Consider the following 17,471-nt stretch of genomic DNA (forward strand, 5'->3'; position numbering starts at 1 on the left):
GCGCAGATTTAGCTCAATCGGCTCAGCTTTTGATGAAAATCATCCTGTAATCGGTTAGTATCTCTACCAATATTTTTGGCCCACCACGATATTTGAGACAAGATGGCAACTTCACAACGTAAAATTCTCGTGACCAGCGCACTTCCCTACGCAAACGGACCGATACATTTAGGTCACATGTTGGAATACATCCAGACAGATATCTGGTCGCGTTATCAAAAGCTTCGTGGACATGAGTGCCACTATATTTGTGCCGATGATGCCCATGGCACGCCGATCATGCTTAAAGCGCAGCAATTAGGCATAGCGCCTGAAGATATGATCGCCCAAGTGAATAAAGAACATCAGCAGGATTTCGCCGATTTTAATATCGCCTTCGATAATTATCACAGCACCCACAGTGAAGAAAATCGCGTGCTGGCGAGTGATATTTACTTAAAACTGCGGGCGAATGGCTATATCAAGAGCAAGAGCATTTCTCAGCTGTTCGATCCTGAGAAATCCATGTTCCTACCTGACCGCTTCGTAAAAGGTACTTGTCCTAAGTGTAAATCGCCCGATCAATACGGTGACAACTGTGATTCCTGCGGCGCGACTTACAGCCCAACCGAACTGATTAACCCCAAATCGGCGGTCTCTGGCGCAACCCCAGTGATGAAAGACACTGAACACTTCTTCTTCGACCTGCCTGCCTTTGAAGGCATGCTAAAAGAGTGGACTCGCTCGGGTGCACTGCAAACAGAAATGGCCAATAAACTCGACGAATGGTTCGAGCAAGGTCTGCAGCAATGGGATATTACCCGTGATGCACCTTACTTTGGTTTCGAAATCCCCGATGCACCGGGCAAATATTTCTACGTGTGGTTAGATGCGCCTATCGGCTATATGGGTTCATTCAAAAATCTGTGCGACAAACGCCCAGAACTGAGCTTTGATGAATTCTGGAGTAAAGATTCAACCGCTGAGGTTTATCACTTCATCGGTAAAGACATAGTCTACTTCCACAGCCTCTTCTGGCCAGCCATGCTGCACGGCTCAGGTTATCGTCAGCCAAACAGCGTCTATGCCCACGGTTATGTGACGGTCAATGGCGCGAAGATGTCAAAATCGAAAGGCACGTTCATTAAGGCGCGTACCTATTTAGATCATTTAGATCCTGAATATTTACGTTACTACTACGCCGCCAAACTCAGCAGCCGTATCGACGATTTAGATTTAAATCTGGAAGATTTCGCCCAGCGCGTGAACTCAGATTTAGTCGGTAAACTAGTGAACTTAGCCTCGCGCACCGCAGGTTTTATCACTAAACGCTTCGATGGCAAGCTCGCGAAAATTAACGACACCACCCTGACTGAGGCGTTTTTAGCCAAGCAAGACGTGATTGCCGATTTTTACGAGTCGCGCGAATACGGTAAAGCGATGCGCGAAATCATGGCATTGGCAGATATTGCCAACGGTTTTGTGGCCGATGCTGCACCTTGGCAAATGGTCAAACATGACGATCAACAGGAAGCGGCCCATCAAGTGTGTTCAAACGCCTTGAATCTGTTCCGTATTCTCGTGACGTATCTAAAACCTGTATTGCCACGTTTAGCCCAAGATGTGGAAGCATTCTTCCAATTGCCACTCACTTGGGATGCATTGAGCCAAGATTTAGCGGGTCATGAAATCGCCCCATTCAAGGCAATGATGCAACGTGTTGAGCTAGATAAAGTTAACGCTATGGTTGCTGATTCCAAGGATAACCTGCAAGTCACAGCCGATGCACCAAAGACGGCAGCGCCTGAAAAAACCGCTGAAGCTTCATCGGGTAGCAGTGAACCGCTGGTTGACGATCCGATCAGTGAGACCATCAACTTTGATGATTTTGCGAAAATCGACCTGCGTATCGCTCGCATCGTCAAAGCAGAGCATGTTGCTGACGCCGACAAGTTACTCAAGTTACAACTCGACATCGGTGGTGAAACGCGCCAAGTGTTTGCTGGGATCAAATCGGCCTATTCGCCAGAAGATCTCGAAGGCAAGTTGACTGTGATGGTGGCTAACTTAGCGCCACGTAAGATGCGTTTTGGTATGTCTGAAGGTATGGTACTGGCTGCTGGCCCTGGTGGCAGCGACCTGTGGATTTTAGAACCCCATGAAGGCGCACAGCCTGGCATGCGTGTTAAGTAATCTGCGCTAGCTAACGCTCAAAAAAATCAATAAGGCCGCATTTATGTGGCCTTATTTGTTGGTATCGATTGTTTGAGCCTATTTGTAGCTTCGAGTGTCACTTTGTCTTTTAAAAGACTGAGTTTACGCCACTAAGTTTAGCAGACAGGTTTAAGCGACTAGTTTAACTGACAGGTTTAAGCGACTGCTTTAAGTGACAGGTTGCAGAAAACGAGTTAATGCTCGTATTTTTATCGACAAGGCATTTGCTGCAGTGTGATATTCATATCTGTGACAGGTCTAAAATCGACGCAGTGTTCAGTGAATCATTCGAGGAGTAATTATGGGAAATATCGTTGAGCAGTTGCTGTTTTCTGCCTCGATTACGGGTCCAATCTGTTTGATGTTAGCGCTCGGTGTGATCCTAAAACGCACCCAAATCATCAATGAAAACTTTATTGATGTCGCATCAAAATTAGTCTTTAACGTGACGCTGCCAGCCTTGCTGTTCCTAAGCATTATTAGCTCAAATCACGATCTCGCCTCCAGTGCGCCCTTAATTGGCTATGGTTTAGCGGCCAATCTGCTGTTTTTTATACTCTCCACCTATGCAACTGGGCGGCTATTTCCCAAGCACAAAGACCAAGGTGTGATTATTCAAGGAGGATTCAGGGCCAATACCGCCATTATCGGCTTAGCTTATGTTTCCAACGCCTACGGCAGTTCAGGCGTTGCCTTAGCTGCGGTTTATGTCGCCTCAATGACGCTGCTCTACAATATTCAAGCGGTTATTTGCCTAAGCCCTAAAGGCGAAGAATCCAGCCAACGCGCATTTGGCGTGATTATCAAGACCATCACTAAAAACCCGCTGATCATTGCCATTATGGTCGGCATGTTGTTCTATTTACTTGCTATTCCAGTACCGAAAATGGTGCTTGATGCGGGCCAATACTTTGCTAATATGACCCTGCCACTAGCGTTACTGTGCACTGGCGGTTCGCTCGGTATTGGTTCACTCAAACATGAAAAGCATTCAACTTGGTTCTCGACCGCATTGAAACTGATCTTTGCCCCGCTTTTTATCACGATTGGGGCCTTGCTGTTGGGCTATCGAGGGATTGAGTTAGCGCTGGTCTTTTTAATGAGTTCTGCCCCCACCGCAGCCGCAAGCTATGTGATGGCACGCGCCATGGGTGGCAACGCCCCCCTTGCAGCCAATATTATCGCGCTGACCACAGTCTGCTCGTTGCTCACGTGCACCTTAGGCATCTTTGTATTGTCAACTTTGGAGCTGATCTAGTTACAGCTAAAGGCTAAGAGCTGATTGCTAAATCAGCTAGAGGAACAAGTTTGAGTGCTGATAAGTCACCATAACTCACAATAAAAAAGGCGAGCCTTTCGATTAGGGATAAAACGGTTAGATGGTCATCATAAACCGCTTTAAGACTGGATTAGACCGGATTAGTGATATCCACAAAATGATGCACTAAATCAAACTCGCGGGCGAGATGACGGCCTAAGGCTTGAATACCGAAACGTTCGGTCGCATGGTGCCCCGCCGCAAAATAATGTATGCCCTGCTCCACCGCACTGTGGAAAGTGCGTTCGGACACTTCACCACTGATAAACGCATCCACACCTAAACTCGCCGCAACATCGATATAGTCCTGCGCGCCGCCAGTACACCAAGCTAAATGTTGGATCTTGGCATCGCCATCACCAATGTGCAGTGGGGCTCTGCCTAACGCATCCTCAAGGGTGTGAGAAAATTCGCTAGCACTAACCGCAAGATCAAGTTTTCCACGCCACAGCAGCCCCTGAGCCACCTCTTCGATGGCTTCTGCGTCGACGATCCCAAGCTGCCTGCCCAACGTCGCGTTATTACCCAGCATTGGGTGGGCATCTAAGGGTAAATGATAGCCAAATAAATTTATATCATGCTTGAGCAGTGCCTTAATCCGGCGTTGTTTCATGCCAGTGATCACTTCAGGCTCATTCTTCCAAAAAAAGCCGTGATGGACCAAAATCGCATCGGCGTTTAATCGAATCGCTTCATCGATCAAAGCCTGACACGCAGTCACGCCCGTCACTATGGTGCGGATCTCATCCTTGCCTTCTACCTGCAGCCCATTGGGCGCGTAATCTTTAAACGCCGATACATGTAAAAAATCGGCTAAATATTGGGTTAATTCTGTCCGTGTCATTGCTTTACCGTCCTTTACTCGAGATGATCATTTACTGAAGATGACGACTTATTCAAGATAAGACAGTCGCTTACATCGCGACATCAACACGCACACCACCTTGTAGGTAGACGACACGTACTCTGTCACCCGCATTGAATACCATGCCAGCATCATAGTCTTGGATCACCATAACTTGGGTGCCATCTTCTTGATTGATCATCAATTCCACCAGCTTCAATGACTGCACACTCGTACCACTGCCATAACGATTGCCGATTCCGCCACCAATCAAGGCGCCTAAAATGGTCGCCACATCACGGCCAGAACCGCCACCAAACTGATTACCAATCACCCCACCCGCTAAGGCGCCACCAAAGGTTTTCCAACCTCGATTACGGTCTTCAATGAGCTGGGTTTCAGTGATATTACGTACCGAAGTGATATCGCCATAGAGCACTTTCTCGACAGGCACGGCTTGATTACGGTCATAACCCGCACTCGCGGGGCTGAGGATAAACGCAAAAATAAACATAAAGCTTGCTAGAGTAGGTTTCCACATATCTGAATTTCCGCTAACTTAATAATAAGGTCTATAACTAAATCATACTCAATTGTGAAGTCACTGTCTTTTCTGAATCACGAATTTGAAGCTTTTCCTTCGCCCGAACTCGCCTTAACCGATCCTAATGGGTTATTGGCTATCGGCGGCGACTTACGTCCTGAACGCTTACTCTCGGCTTACTACAACGGTATTTTTCCTTGGTTTAACTCAGATGATCCTATTTTGTGGTGGTCGCCCGATCCCCGCGCTGTGTTTATTCCCGGTGACGTACACATCAGCACAAGTTTGCGGAAATACTTAAAAAAACAACCTTGGCGGATCACAATCAATCACGCTTTCACCGATGTAATGGCGGGATGCGCGCAGCCAAGAGAAAAACAGAGCGGCACTTGGATCACCCAAGAAATTCAAATGGCCTATCGCGAACTGCATCACACAGGTCACGCCCATTCCATTGAAGTCTGGGAAGGTGAACGTTTAATCGGTGGGCTTTACGGCTTAGCAATCGGCCAAGTGTTTTGCGGCGAATCCATGTTTCACCGTAAAACTAATGCGTCCAAGGCCGCCGTTGCAGCGCTGCAACAGCATTTACTCAAAATGGGATTCAAACTCATCGATGCACAAGTGATGAATCCTCACCTAGAAAGTTTGGGAGCCAAAGCCATTAAACGCATTGATTTTATAACGTTACTGAGCGAACTGAGAAACAATCCCGTGGACCCAGCGACTTGGACCACTAAAGAGGTCATCCTTGAACTCGAGTAAAGCATCGATTGCTATCGGTATCAGTCAAATATTTCCCTGCAGCTACCTCGATGGCCAGCAGGAGCAGCTACTAGTCATCCAAGAAGATACGCTCGATCCCATTTTATTTGAGCGTTTACTCGCGGTGGGTTTTCGCCGCAGTGGCGGCTCCATCTATAAACCCCGTTGCCCAAGGTGCAGCGCGTGCCAGCCTATTCGTGTGCCAGCGCATGAATTTGTGCCATCGAAACGTCAAAAACGGACTTTAGCAAAAAACCAAGATCTGACCTGGCGAATTACATCGGAACAAACCGCCGAACAATATGCCCTGTATGAACATTACATTCGTGAGCGGCATTTTGATGGCCCTATGTTCCCCCCGAGTGAAGATCAATATAATCACTTTCTTTTTTGCCATTGGTTGCCGCCGACGTTTATCGAAGTCTATAACGGCGATAAATTATTAGCCGTCGCGGTCACAGATACCTTACCCAATAGTCTGTCGGCGATTTACAGCTATTTTGACCCCGATGAAGAACAGCGTTCCCTCGGCGCCCTGTTAATTTTAATTCAGTGCCGATTGGCAAAACTCATGGACAAAGAATTTGTTTATCTCGGATATCAAATAGATGAAAACCGTAAGATGTCCTACAAGCGTTTATATCGCCCATATCAAATTCTCACACCGACGGGCTGGGAGTATTCCCAAGTTTGCTAAGTACTTCCCCTTTACAGCAGGGTGAATTTGGGGCATGATACGCCCGTTTTTTATATTCGAAGGCTAATGGGATAATTAATTAATGGCGAAAGAAGACAACATTGAAATGCAAGGCACTATCCTTGAAACCTTGCCAAACACAATGTTTCGTGTAGAGCTTGAAAATGGTCATGTGGTGATAGCCCACATTTCAGGCAAAATGCGCAAAAACTACATCCGGATCCTTACTGGCGATAAAGTTACCGTCCAGCTGACTCCTTATGATCTGACCAAAGGTCGCATTGTCTTCCGCGCACGCTGATATAGCCTCTTAGATTTAAAAACCCGGCAAGGCCGGGTTTTTTTGTTTGCGAAAGATGAAAAAAATGGCTGCAATTGCAGCCATTTTTATGTCTAAAACTAATGGATAATCAAGCGTTAAGCTTTTGTTGTCGCTTTTTCGTGACGTTCGGTACGAATGACAATCTCGCCTTCCTTCACATCCACATGCGCCACACCGCCTGACTCTAAGACACCAAATAAGATCTCGTCTGCCAATGGACGTTTGATCAATTCGGTCACGACCCGAGCCATTGGACGCGCGCCCATGTTCTTGTCGTAGCCTTTCTCGGCCAACAAGGTTCTGGCTTCGTCGCTGACTTCCAAAGTAACGTGTTTTGCATCCAATTGAGCCTGTAATTCCACCAAGAACTTATCGACCACTTTGGCGATAATCGTCATATCCAAATGGTTGAACCAAATGATGGAATCGAGACGATTTCGAAATTCTGGCGAAAATACCCGATTAATTTCAGATAACGCATCTTGGGTGTGATCTTGTTGGGTAAAGCCAATCGACTTACGAATAGTCTCCTGAACACCCGCGTTCGTTGTCATCACCAAAGTCACGTGTCTGAAGTCAGCCTTACGACCATTATTGTCGGTCAAAGTACCGTGATCCATCACCTGCAACAGCAAGTTATAGACATCGCGGTGGGCCTTCTCGATTTCATCCAGTAGCACCACGCAGTGCGGATTTTTAATCACAGCATCGGTGAGCAAGCCACCTTGGTCATAACCCACATATCCAGGAGGCGCACCAATCAAGCGTGACACTGTGTGGCTTTCCATGTACTCAGACATGTCAAAGCGCACCAGTTTCATCCCTAAACAGTTGGCCAGTTGGTTAGTGACTTCGGTTTTACCCACACCGGTGGGACCCGCAAATAAGAAGCTCCCCACAGGTTTCCTGTCTGTGCCTAAGCCACTGCGTGATAAACGAATGGCCGAACTCAGACTCTCAATGGCCTTGTCTTGGCCAAAGACCACCATCTTAAGGTTACGCTCAAGATTACGCAGTAAGTCCTTATCAGTGGCGGATACCGACTTCTCAGGGATACGTGCCATTTTCGCCACTATCGACTCAATCTCAGCTTGGCCTATAGTCTTTTTACGTTTGCTCATAGGCAACATCACCATACGCGCACCCGCTTCATCGATCACATCGATGGCTTTATCGGGTAAATGTCTGTCATTGATATGCTTGGCCGATAATACCGCAGCGCTGCTGATCGCAGCCTGTGTATAACGAACCCCATGATATTCTTCGTATTTAGACTTAAGTCCCATCAAAATCTTAGTGGTTTCTTCCACTGAAGGCTCATTGATATCCACCTTTTGGAAACGACGTGCAAGTGCGCGGTCTTTCTCAAAAATACTTTGATATTCTTGGAAAGTTGTCGAGCCCATGCAGCGCAAGTTGCCGCTAGATAGTAAAGGTTTCAGCAGATTAGAGGCATCCATTACGCCGCCAGAGGCCGCGCCCGCACCGATAATGGTGTGGATCTCATCGATGAATAGAATGGCATGCTTATCGGCAGCCAGTTCTTTCAACAGGTTCTTAAAGCGCTTTTCAAAGTCGCCGCGATACTTAGTTCCCGCCAGCAGTGAACCTAAATCCAAGGAATACACTGTCGCTTCAAGCATCACATCGGGCACTTGTTTATTGACGATCCGATACGCCAGCCCTTCGGCAATCGCCGTTTTACCTACGCCCGCCTCACCCACTAGCAGTGGATTATTTTTACGGCGACGGCACAGGGTTTGAATCGCGCGCTCAATTTCTTGATCGCGACCAATCAGTGGGTCGATGATCCCTTGCTTAGCAAGTTGGTTTAAGTTGGATGCAAATTGCGACAACATGCTGCGCTCTTCGCTGCTTTCGCCCTGATCTTCAACCCGTTCTTGATCTTGATGTGACTCAGCATCATCGTTTTTAGCGAAACCATGGGAAATAAAATTCACAACGTCCAGGCGACTAATGTCGCAGCGGCGCAGTAAATACACGGCTTGGGATTCTTGCTCACTGAAAATGGCGACTAACACGTTAGCGCCGTTCACTTCATTGCGACCCGATGACTGCACATGGAATACTGCACGTTGCAGCACTCGTTGGAACCCCAGCGTCGGCTGAGTTTCTTTGTCATCATCAATATCGGCAATGATTGGGGTTGTTTGTTGGATAAAGCTTGCCACTTCATCTCTGAGTTTATCTAGATTCGCTCCACAGGCGATTAACGCTTCTTGAGCCGCAGGATTGTCGATCAGAGCTAATAACAGATGTTCCACTGTCATATACTCGTGACGCGCGTCTCTGGCTTGCTGAAACGCCAGATTTAAGGTGACTTCCAGGTCTTTGTTCAGCATAAGCACCCCCAAAATTAACAACAGACTACAGAGTAAAGCGGTTTTATGCTTTCTCTAACGAACACAGTAACGGATGTTGGTTTTGTCTTGCAAATTGATTTACTTGTATCACCTTGGTTTCTGCAATCCCAAACGGGAAAATACCGCAAATACCTTTTCCTTGGTGATGGATCGTCAACATGATATCGGTCGCTTCCTGCTCGTTCTTGCGAAAGAAAACCTGCAAAACTTCAATCACAAAATCCATTGGGGTGTAATCATCATTATTGAGTACCACCTTATACATCGAAGGCGGCATTAACTCTGATTCGACACGTTCTTCAACGTGTTCAATATTTCCTATCTTTGCCATTTTTTAATACTAGCCTCTCGTGTTGGCCTCTTCCAATTGATCCGTTCAAATTAATCAGTTGTTACCCCTTTGTTAATTTTAGCTTGACTTCCGCTTTTACTCCTTACATTCTGTTGTGCAGACGGTGAACGAATACCCGTCTATACAGGTTTTACTATCTTACTGGTAAGTAGACAACAGAAGGAAGTGGAAGTATGGCAAGCGGAACTGTTAAATGGTTCAACAACGCCAAAGGATTCGGGTTTATTTGCCCTGATCAAGGTGGTGAGGACGTTTTTGCACACTATTCTACCATTGAAATGGAAGGCTATCGAACTCTAAAAGCAGGCCAACCCGTTCAATTTGAAGTAGAAGCCGGTCCAAAAGGGATGCACGCTTCAGCCATTTCACCAACAAAATAACGTTTGGTGAGGCCAATGATCTAAAAGGCAGGGACTTGTCCCTGCCTTTTTATTGCTGCGTGTTTTATTAATCCTCGGCACTTAATGCTCCATCGCTTGTCAGCATTACGCATGAATTTAATTCAAGATCAATCGCAACCCCTCACCCATAGCATCCCCACAAAAAGATTTCATCACCAGTCTCGACAGTAAATTTAGGGCATAAAAAAGGGATCTGCCATGCAGATCCCTTTTTAAAATCAGTCTAATGACTTACAAATTTACTTCAACTTTGATGGCCCACACTGACGCGCACACCATCCAAAAGCTAACACTCACGAGATTAAGCAATCAACAGCTTGTTTAACGTCTCGCTTGGGCGCATAGCTTTTTCAGCCTTAGCCGCATCTAAACGGTAGTAACCGCCTAAATCGACTGGTGCACCTTGTGCCGTCGCTAATTCAGCCACAATCACTTGCTCATTTGCGGCCAACGCATGCGCTAACGGAATGAAGTGGGCTTGTAACTGCTCATCGCCCGTTTGCGCGGCTAAGGCTTGTGCCCAGTACATGGCTAAGTAGAAATGGCTGCCACGGTTATCTAACTCACCGACTCTTCTTGATGGCGATTTGTTGCTATCTAAGAATTGGCCAATGGCTTGATCTAAGGTATCTGCTAACACTTGGGCTTTTTGATTACCGACAGTTTGGCTTAAATGCTCAAGAGACGCCGCCAGAGCCAAGAATTCACCGAGAGAATCCCAACGTAAGTGACCTTCTTTCTCAACCTGTTGCACGTGCTTAGGCGCACTACCGCCCGCACCTGTTTCAAATAGACCGCCGCCGTTCATTAACGGAACGATTGACAGCATTTTGGCACTGGTGCCCAGCTCTAGGATGGGGAACAAGTCAGTCAGGTAATCGCGTAAAACGTTACCCGTGACTGAAATGGTATCTTTGCCTTCTTTGATGCGAGCCAACGAGAAGCGAGTCGCTTCTTCTGGAGACATAATGCTGATCTCTAAGCCATCAGTATCATGCTCTGGCAGATATTGCTGCACTTTTGCAATGATTTGAGCATCGTGGGCACGTTTGCTATCTAACCAGAATACCGCAGGTGTATTGCTTAAACGGGCACGGCGCACGGCCAGTTTGACCCAATCACGGATAGGTGCGTCTTTAACTTGGCACATTCTCCAGATATCGCCCGCTTCCACATTGTGGCTCATCAATACCTTACCGCTGGCATCGACAACGTTCACCACACCATCAGCAGGCATTTCAAAGGTCTTATCGTGGCTGCCGTATTCTTCGGCTTTTTGCGCCATCAAGCCCACGTTTGGCACGCTGCCCATGGTTTTAGGATCAAAAGCGCCGTGCTCTTTACAGAAAGCAATCGTTTCTTGGTAGATACCGGCATAGCAACGATCTGGGATCATAGCTTTAGTGTCATGCAGTTGACCATCTGGTCCCCACATTTGGCCAGATGAACGAATCGCAGCAGGCATAGATGCATCAATAATGATGTCGCTTGGCACGTGTAAATTGGTGATACCTTTGTCAGAATCAACCATAGCCAATGCGGGACGTGCAGCGTAAACGGCGGCGATATCGGCTTCGACTTCGGCGCGGCTATCGGCAGGTAATGTCGCGATCTTGGCATAAACATCACCAAAACCGTTGTTAACATCTACACCTAATTCAGCGAAAAGCGCCGCATGTTTGTCAAATACTGGCTTGAAGAATACCTTCACAGCGTGACCAAACATAATAGGATCAGACACTTTCATCATAGTGGCTTTCAGATGCAGCGATAACAGCACATTTTCTGCTTTGGCGTTTTCGATTTCACGCTCATAGAAGCTCACTAAGGCTTTTTTACTCAATACCGCAGCATCGATAATTTCGCCAGCCAGCAGCTTAAGACCGGACTTGAGCACCACTTCTTGGCCATCTTTTTGCGCCAGCACGATATTCACGCTGCCCGCATCAGATAAAGTCACTGACTGCTCGCTGCCGTAAAAATCGCCGTCGGTCATGTGAGCAACGTGAGACTTAGAATCTGTAGCCCATTTACCCATTGAATGCGGGTTTTTCTTGGCGAAGTTTTTCACCGATAATGGGGCACGGCGATCTGAGTTACCTTCACGCAGTACTGGGTTTACCGCACTGCCTTTAATCTTGTCGTAACGTGTTTTAATTGACTTTTCAGCGTCGGTTTTTGGCTCATCCGGATAGTGAGGGATGTCGTAACCTTTTTGCTGCAGTTCAAGGATACAGGCTTTTAATTGTGGAATCGAAGCACTGATATTCGGTAACTTGATGATGTTCGCTTCTGGCTGATTCGCTAACTCGCCAAGCTCAGTCAGATGATCGCCAATCTTTTGTGCTTCGGTCAGTTGCTCAGGGAAACTGGCAATAATACGGCCCGATAACGAGATATCACGGGTTTCAACCGCAACGCCCGCGGCGTCGGTAAACGTTCTGATAATAGGTAAGAGTGAGAGGGTGGCCAGTGCTGGCGCTTCGTCTGTTTCAGTGTAAATAATTGTTGATGAGTTATCTTTCATGTTACATCCTACATTATTGTAAAATTTAATATTTTTTATAATAATTTTATAGCATGGCGAACAAATCTGAGCACAGTGAAAATATCAATCAAGGCAATCGAATCCGCCTTAACCTTTCACATTCTCAATGCCCTTCTGCCTTTGCGCGCAAGCTAAAATTTGTTACAACGACTCATTAAAACCTAATAAACATTTAGGCACAGATCACATTTTCTGGCCGACATCATAGAGCATTCGCAATAATATTCAAATTCCACTAACGGCGAATGCCAAGTACACTATGACCACATTAACGACTCAATCAAGTCAGGTAAGCGTGTCTCAACCTCCTGTTAGCAAAAGTATGAACAAAAAAAAATTTCCACCTAAACGTGCCAATTCCAGTACTAGTTCCCCAGCCAAGAGCACGATTAAACCCGCTAAGCCCGCGAGCAGAGGCCCTGCCAACCGCGCTACCGCCGTAGATAGCAAAGTGGCGCCAGCACGTAATGCCAATGGCAGTTTAAAGAAAGAACCCTTTAAAAATCCTAATCGACGCGCAATTGCGGCGGCAAAACCGGTGCAGAGCCAAACGCTCGCACCGATTATCGTGCTGTTTAATAAGCCTTTTGATGTACTTTGCCAGTTTACCGATGAACAAGGTCGTAAAACCCTAAAAGACTATATTCCCATTGCTGACGTGTATGCCGCAGGCCGCTTAGACAGAGACAGTGAGGGCTTGTTGCTGCTGACCAATGACGGTCAATTACAGGCAAGACTGACAGAACCAAAAAAGAAAACATTTAAAACCTATTGGGTGCAAGTAGAAGGCGTGCCGACGGAAGATGCACTGACAAAACTGCGCCAAGGTGTTGAATTAAATGATGGTATGACGCTGCCTGCTAAAGTCAAAATCATGGACTCACCCGATATTGGGCCGCGTAATCCGCCAGTGAGAGAACGCAAAAATATCCCGACGACTTGGCTAGAAATCCAAATTCATGAAGGCCGTAACCGCCAAGTCAGACGCATGACAGCGCATATTGGTTTCCCGACCTTAAGATTAATCCGTTATAAAATAGGCCAATGGAGTCTAGATAATTTGCCATCGGGTGAGCATAAATGCATTCGCCTCGGTGATGAAGTCTAACTTTCAGCCAAGTTTCTGCGCTCAACGCCACTAATAAGTGGCACCATGTCCACTCAAAGGAGGCACTATGAGTCAACGATATAAACCCAATGTGACCGTCGCTTGTATTATTCATGCGACTTCACAGGATAAGTATCTGATGGTGGAAGAGTGGATTGATGGCGAGCAGCGCTTTAATCAGCCAGCGGGTCACTTAGAAGCGAATGAAAGCTTAATCCAAGCCTGTGAGCGTGAAGTGTTTGAGGAAACGGGGTTATCACTTAACCCCCAAGGACTCGTCGGCATCTATCAATTTAGCGCCAGTGAATACTTAGCCTTTGTGCGCTTCACCTTCTTCGTGCAGTTAGATGATATGCCCTCACCTGCGCCGCAGGACAAGGCTATCCACAGTGCGCACTGGCTGAGTTTTGCACAGATAGAAGCCAAGTCATCTTTACTGCGCAGCCCCTTAGTGCTCGATTGCCTAAAAGACTATCTTAATAACGCACAACAGGGCCAAACTTATGCCCTCTCCTTACTCAATAGTGACCGCCTCGCGATAGCCCAAGCGAGTAAGGCGTGATAGAATACCGCCCCGCATAAACTGCTGGTTAAACTTATGCATGTGCTAGTGCCTATCGGCCTCTACGTGGCTAAATAGCAGACTTTACAGTAAACCGTAAATACGAGTTTTACTGACCGATCGCACTACACCCAGATTTTTAAGTTAGCTCTTAAGTTAGCTTGGATTTAAAGCTAGCCCATATTTTTTAAGCTAGGTTAGGCACTTTTGTTACGCGCTCAATGTCGCGGCTTAACTTCAACAACCTAGCCAACACACATACTCAATGGTTTTTAGGATCTATGACATCAATCGAACCCACTCATACAGGAAAAAAAGTCATTGTCGGCATGTCCGGCGGTGTAGATTCATCTGTTTCAGCCTATTTGCTTATGCAGCAAGGCTATCAGGTTGAAGGCCTTTTCATGAAGAACTGGGAAGAAGATGACAACAACGAGTACTGCGCTGCCGCAGAAGATTTAAAAGATGCCCAAGCCGTGTGCGACAAGCTCGGGATCAAGCTACACACAGTTAACTTTGCAGCCGAATATTGGGACAATGTATTTGAGTATTTCCTCGCCGAATACAAAGCCGGCCGCACGCCAAATCCCGATATCATGTGCAACAAAGAAATCAAATTTAAGGCATTTTTAGAATTTGCCGACGAAATCCTCGACGCCGATTACATCGCCATGGGCCACTATGTGCGCCGCCGCGATAATAGCGATGGCAGCACACAAATGCTCCGTGGCGTCGATGGCAATAAAGATCAAAGTTATTTCCTCTACACCCTTAGCCACGAGCAAGTGGCCCGAAGTCTGTTCCCTGTCGGTGAATTGGAAAAACATGAAGTACGTGAAATCGCAAAAGAAATGGGCCTAATCACCCATGATAAAAAAGACAGCACCGGCATCTGCTTTATCGGTGAGCGCAAGTTCACTGAATTCCTGGGCACTTATTTACCAGCACAGCCTGGCAATATCGAAACCCCAGAAGGCGAAGTCATAGGCACACACCAAGGGCTGATGTACCACACCTTAGGCCAGCGTAAAGGCTTAGGCATTGGCGGCATGAAAAACAGCAATGACGATCCTTGGTATGTCGTCGATAAAGATCTTGAGCGTAACGTGTTGATCGTTGGACAAGGCGGACACCATCCTCGTTTGATGTCGACCGGCATGACAGTTAACCAACTGCATTGGGTGGATAGAATCGGGCCTGTCGCTGGCTGTAATATCGCAGTGAAAACCCGTTATCGCCAACAAGATGTGCCTTGTACTTTGACCTACACAGATGAACACACCTTGCGCGTGGTCTTCGATGAGCCTGTTGCGGCGGTGACGCCAGGACAGTCTGCGGTATTTTATGATGGTGAAGTCTGCTTAGGTGGCGGCATCATAGATCAATTGATCCGAGGGTAAAGCGTGAACGAGCAACTCATTAATCGGACCATGGCGTTTGCGGGCATACTGCAAGCCATTGCCCAAGTTCAACATTTAGCCCGCCATGGCGAATTAGATAATGCCGAGCTCGCGGCGAGCTTAAACACCATTCTTGTCACTAATCCTGACAATACGGCCGATGTCTACCAAGACAAAATCGTATTGCAAAAAGGCTATAAGCTGATCCTGAATCAGCTCGGTGACAGCAGTCAAAAAGATGTTGAAATCACCCGCTATTTAGTTGGCGTGTTGGCGTTAGAGCGAAAATTAGTTCGCTCAAACAGCGGTTTAGGCATGTTGGCCGAGCGCATTAATCAAGTGAATCGCCAGCTACATCATTTTGCGATCACCGATGAGCAAGTGATTGCCAATCTTGCCAGCATTTACAGTGACATCATCAGTAATTTAGGGCCGAAAATCCAAATCTCTGGTAATCCAGTGTGTTTGCAACGCCCTATCGTACAACAAAAAATTCGCGCTCTGCTGCTTGCAGCCATGCGCAGTGCTGTACTGTGGCGCCAACTCGGCGGTAAGCGTCGACACTTAGTCTTCGCCCGCAAAGCCATAGTCGATACAGCCAAGAATAGTCTTACCCTATAATAAAATTAGCGTTCATCAAGGAGCTTCACATGGATCTTTCCGCACTAACTGCTATCTCTCCGGTAGACGGTCGTTATGGTAGTAAAACCGCGTCATTGAGAGGGATTTTCAGCGAGTTCGGTCTTACCAAGTACCGTTTTCAGGTTGAAATCAATTGGCTAAAACTGTTAGCAGACTGCCCAGACATTAGCGAAGTGCCAACATTGAGCGCGTCTGCTATCGCCGTGCTCGATGGCATTAAAGACAATTTCAACGAACATGATGCGCTGCGTGTTAAGGCTATCGAAAGCACCACTAACCACGATGTGAAAGCGGTTGAATACTTCATCAAAGAAAAAATCGCCGGCAATAGCGAATTAGCCGCTGTGGGTGAGTTTGTTCACTTTGCCTGTACTTCCGAAGATATCAATAACTTAAGCCACGGTTTAATGTTGACTGAAGCCCGTGAGCAAGTCTTACTGCCCTACTGCAACGAGTTGCTGACTGCGATTAAAAAGCTGGCGATTGAATATCGCTCAGTGCCATTAATGTCACGCACCCATGGCCAACCTGCTTCACCTTCGACACTCGGTAAAGAGATGGCGAACGTGGCGATGCGTCTTGAGCGTCAAATCAAACAAATCGCCAATGTTGAAATCATGGGCAAACTGAACGGTGCCGTAGGTAACTACAATGCTCACCTGTCAGCCTATCCTGAAGTTAACTGGCATGAACTGTCTGAGCGTTTTGTGACTAGCCTTGGCCTGCACTGGAACGCCTACACGACGCAAATCGAACCACACGATTATATTGCCGAACTGTTTGATGCGGTTGCCCGTTTCAATACTGTACTGATTGACTTTGACCGTGATATTTGGGGTTACATCGCCCTAGGCCACTTCAAGCAACGCACTATCGCTGGTGAAATCGGTTCATCGACTATGCCGCACAAAGTTAATCCCATCGATTTTGAAAACTCTGAAGGTAACTTAGGTATCGCTAACGCCCTGATGCAACATTTAGCGTCTAAGCTGCCGTTATCAAGATGGCAACGTGACTTAACTGACTCAACTGTGCTGCGTAACTTAGGTGTGGGTATTGCCCATGCGTTGATCGCATATCAAGCGACCTTAAAAGGCATCAGCAAGTTAGAAGTTAACGAAGCGCACCTGCGTGATGAACTCGATCACAACTGGGAAGTGTTAGCAGAACCAGTACAAACTGTGATGCGTCGTTATGGCATTGAAAAGCCATACGAAAAGTTAAAAGAACTGACGCGCGGTAAACGTATCGACGCGCAGCAACTGTCAGTGTTTATTGACGGACTTGAATTACCAGACTCAGTGAAAGCTGAACTGAAGAAAATGACGCCAGCCAATTACATTGGTCGCGCAGAAACGTTTGTCGACGAACTTAAGTAAGTTTTTAACTGA

At 46.8% G+C, this 17,471-nt stretch carries 16 protein-coding genes; 11 read left to right on the plus strand and 5 right to left on the minus strand.

Going from position 1 to position 17,471, the window contains the following annotated elements; translation table 11 throughout:
* The first annotated feature begins 102 nt into the window (after positions 1-102).
* A complete protein-coding gene (metG, locus tag Q4Q50_RS12750; protein ID WP_311899605.1) occupies positions 103-2,172 on the plus strand; it encodes a methionine--tRNA ligase in 2,070 nt (689 codons plus the stop codon).
* Between the two features lie 322 nt (positions 2,173-2,494).
* Positions 2,495-3,451 carry an AEC family transporter gene (locus Q4Q50_RS12755; protein ID WP_311899606.1) on the plus strand — a complete coding sequence of 319 codons (957 nt, stop codon included), beginning with the start codon at positions 2,495-2,497 and terminating at the stop codon, positions 3,449-3,451.
* Positions 3,452-3,602: 151 nt separating this feature from the next.
* Here Q4Q50_RS12755 and Q4Q50_RS12760 read toward each other — a convergent pair whose 3' ends face one another.
* Positions 3,603-4,355, minus strand: coding sequence for a Nif3-like dinuclear metal center hexameric protein (locus Q4Q50_RS12760; RefSeq protein WP_107404397.1), 753 nt, complete (start codon positions 4,353-4,355; stop codon positions 3,603-3,605).
* A gap of 70 nt (positions 4,356-4,425) precedes the next feature.
* The gene (locus Q4Q50_RS12765; RefSeq protein WP_006081931.1) at positions 4,426-4,896 is read right to left on the minus strand and encodes an outer membrane lipoprotein; all 471 of its coding nucleotides are present in this window, start codon (positions 4,894-4,896) and stop codon (positions 4,426-4,428) included.
* Positions 4,897-4,950: 54 nt separating this feature from the next.
* On the opposite strand from Q4Q50_RS12765, the gene aat reads away from it, so the two are divergent.
* The 3 genes from aat to infA all read left to right on the plus strand — a co-directional run bounded on the left by aat (position 4,951) and on the right by infA (position 6,662).
* A complete protein-coding gene (gene aat / locus Q4Q50_RS12770; protein ID WP_259561226.1) occupies positions 4,951-5,664 on the plus strand; it encodes a leucyl/phenylalanyl-tRNA--protein transferase in 714 nt (237 codons plus the stop codon).
* Complete coding sequence (locus Q4Q50_RS12775) at positions 5,651-6,361, plus strand: arginyltransferase (RefSeq protein WP_006081933.1); 711 nt, start codon at positions 5,651-5,653, stop codon at positions 6,359-6,361. Before aat ends, Q4Q50_RS12775 begins: the two co-directional genes overlap by 14 nt.
* 82 nt (positions 6,362-6,443) lie before the next feature.
* Positions 6,444-6,662 (plus strand): translation initiation factor IF-1, encoded by a 219-nt coding sequence (gene infA / locus Q4Q50_RS12780; RefSeq protein WP_006081934.1) that lies wholly within the window; start codon positions 6,444-6,446, stop codon positions 6,660-6,662.
* A 116-nt stretch (positions 6,663-6,778) separates the two neighbouring features.
* Here the strand turns inward: infA and clpA are convergent, their stop codons facing one another.
* Complete coding sequence (gene clpA / locus Q4Q50_RS12785; protein WP_259482253.1) at positions 6,779-9,046, minus strand: ATP-dependent Clp protease ATP-binding subunit ClpA; 2,268 nt, start codon at positions 9,044-9,046, stop codon at positions 6,779-6,781.
* Between the two features lie 43 nt (positions 9,047-9,089).
* Positions 9,090-9,398: an ATP-dependent Clp protease adapter ClpS gene (clpS, locus tag Q4Q50_RS12790; RefSeq protein ID WP_006081936.1), complete on the minus strand. Its 309-nt coding sequence runs from the start codon at positions 9,396-9,398 to the stop codon at positions 9,090-9,092.
* 194 nt (positions 9,399-9,592) lie between these two features.
* On the opposite strand from clpS, the gene cspD reads away from it, so the two are divergent.
* On the plus strand, positions 9,593-9,799 hold the full coding sequence (gene cspD / locus Q4Q50_RS12795; RefSeq protein ID WP_006081937.1) for a cold shock domain-containing protein CspD: 207 nt from the start codon (positions 9,593-9,595) through the stop codon (positions 9,797-9,799).
* Between the two features lie 322 nt (positions 9,800-10,121).
* On the opposite strand, the gene Q4Q50_RS12800 is transcribed toward cspD, so the two are convergent.
* On the minus strand, positions 10,122-12,347 hold the full coding sequence (locus tag Q4Q50_RS12800; protein WP_311899609.1) for an NADP-dependent isocitrate dehydrogenase: 2,226 nt from the start codon (positions 12,345-12,347) through the stop codon (positions 10,122-10,124).
* 343 nt (positions 12,348-12,690) lie between these two features.
* Here Q4Q50_RS12800 and Q4Q50_RS12805 point away from each other — a divergent pair, with 343 nt between their 5' ends.
* From Q4Q50_RS12805 to purB, 5 genes are all read left to right on the plus strand, one after another.
* On the plus strand, positions 12,691-13,476 hold the full coding sequence (locus Q4Q50_RS12805; protein ID WP_311899611.1) for an rRNA large subunit pseudouridine synthase E: 786 nt from the start codon (positions 12,691-12,693) through the stop codon (positions 13,474-13,476).
* Positions 13,477-13,543: 67 nt separating this feature from the next.
* A complete protein-coding gene (locus Q4Q50_RS12810; RefSeq protein ID WP_311899613.1) occupies positions 13,544-14,038 on the plus strand; it encodes an NUDIX hydrolase in 495 nt (164 codons plus the stop codon).
* Positions 14,039-14,319: 281 nt separating this feature from the next.
* Positions 14,320-15,438, plus strand: a complete 1,119-nt coding sequence (mnmA, locus tag Q4Q50_RS12815) for a tRNA 2-thiouridine(34) synthase MnmA (RefSeq protein ID WP_311899615.1) — start codon at positions 14,320-14,322, stop codon at positions 15,436-15,438.
* 3 nt (positions 15,439-15,441) lie between these two features.
* Positions 15,442-16,059 (plus strand): high frequency lysogenization protein HflD, encoded by a 618-nt coding sequence (gene hflD, locus Q4Q50_RS12820; protein ID WP_311899617.1) that lies wholly within the window; start codon positions 15,442-15,444, stop codon positions 16,057-16,059.
* A gap of 29 nt (positions 16,060-16,088) precedes the next feature.
* Positions 16,089-17,459, plus strand: coding sequence for an adenylosuccinate lyase (purB, locus tag Q4Q50_RS12825; RefSeq protein WP_311899618.1), 1,371 nt, complete (start codon positions 16,089-16,091; stop codon positions 17,457-17,459).
* Positions 17,460-17,471 lie beyond the last annotated feature (12 nt).

Origin of the sequence: Shewanella scandinavica (assembly GCF_031932065.1) — a bacterium.
GTDB classification, from domain to species: domain Bacteria; phylum Pseudomonadota; class Gammaproteobacteria; order Enterobacterales; family Shewanellaceae; genus Shewanella; species Shewanella baltica.

What these genes read in the sequence shown, in the direction of transcription:
- metG (WP_311899605.1), top strand. Translation starts at nt 103, where the DNA reads ATGGCAACTTCACAACGTAAAATTCTCGTGACCAGCGCACTTCCCTAC.
- Q4Q50_RS12755 (WP_311899606.1), top strand. Translation starts at nt 2,495, where the DNA reads ATGGGAAATATCGTTGAGCAGTTGCTGTTTTCTGCCTCGATTACGGGT.
- Q4Q50_RS12760 (WP_107404397.1), bottom strand. Translation starts at nt 4,355, where the DNA reads ATGACACGGACAGAATTAACCCAATATTTAGCCGATTTTTTACATGTA.
- Q4Q50_RS12765 (WP_006081931.1), bottom strand. Translation starts at nt 4,896, where the DNA reads ATGTGGAAACCTACTCTAGCAAGCTTTATGTTTATTTTTGCGTTTATC.
- infA (WP_006081934.1), top strand. Translation starts at nt 6,444, where the DNA reads ATGGCGAAAGAAGACAACATTGAAATGCAAGGCACTATCCTTGAAACC.
- clpA (WP_259482253.1), bottom strand. Translation starts at nt 9,046, where the DNA reads ATGCTGAACAAAGACCTGGAAGTCACCTTAAATCTGGCGTTTCAGCAA.
- clpS (WP_006081936.1), bottom strand. Translation starts at nt 9,398, where the DNA reads ATGGCAAAGATAGGAAATATTGAACACGTTGAAGAACGTGTCGAATCA.
- cspD (WP_006081937.1), top strand. Translation starts at nt 9,593, where the DNA reads ATGGCAAGCGGAACTGTTAAATGGTTCAACAACGCCAAAGGATTCGGG.
- Q4Q50_RS12800 (WP_311899609.1), bottom strand. Translation starts at nt 12,347, where the DNA reads ATGAAAGATAACTCATCAACAATTATTTACACTGAAACAGACGAAGCG.
- Q4Q50_RS12805 (WP_311899611.1), top strand. Translation starts at nt 12,691, where the DNA reads ATGAACAAAAAAAAATTTCCACCTAAACGTGCCAATTCCAGTACTAGT.
- Q4Q50_RS12810 (WP_311899613.1), top strand. Translation starts at nt 13,544, where the DNA reads ATGAGTCAACGATATAAACCCAATGTGACCGTCGCTTGTATTATTCAT.
- mnmA (WP_311899615.1), top strand. Translation starts at nt 14,320, where the DNA reads ATGACATCAATCGAACCCACTCATACAGGAAAAAAAGTCATTGTCGGC.
- purB (WP_311899618.1), top strand. Translation starts at nt 16,089, where the DNA reads ATGGATCTTTCCGCACTAACTGCTATCTCTCCGGTAGACGGTCGTTAT.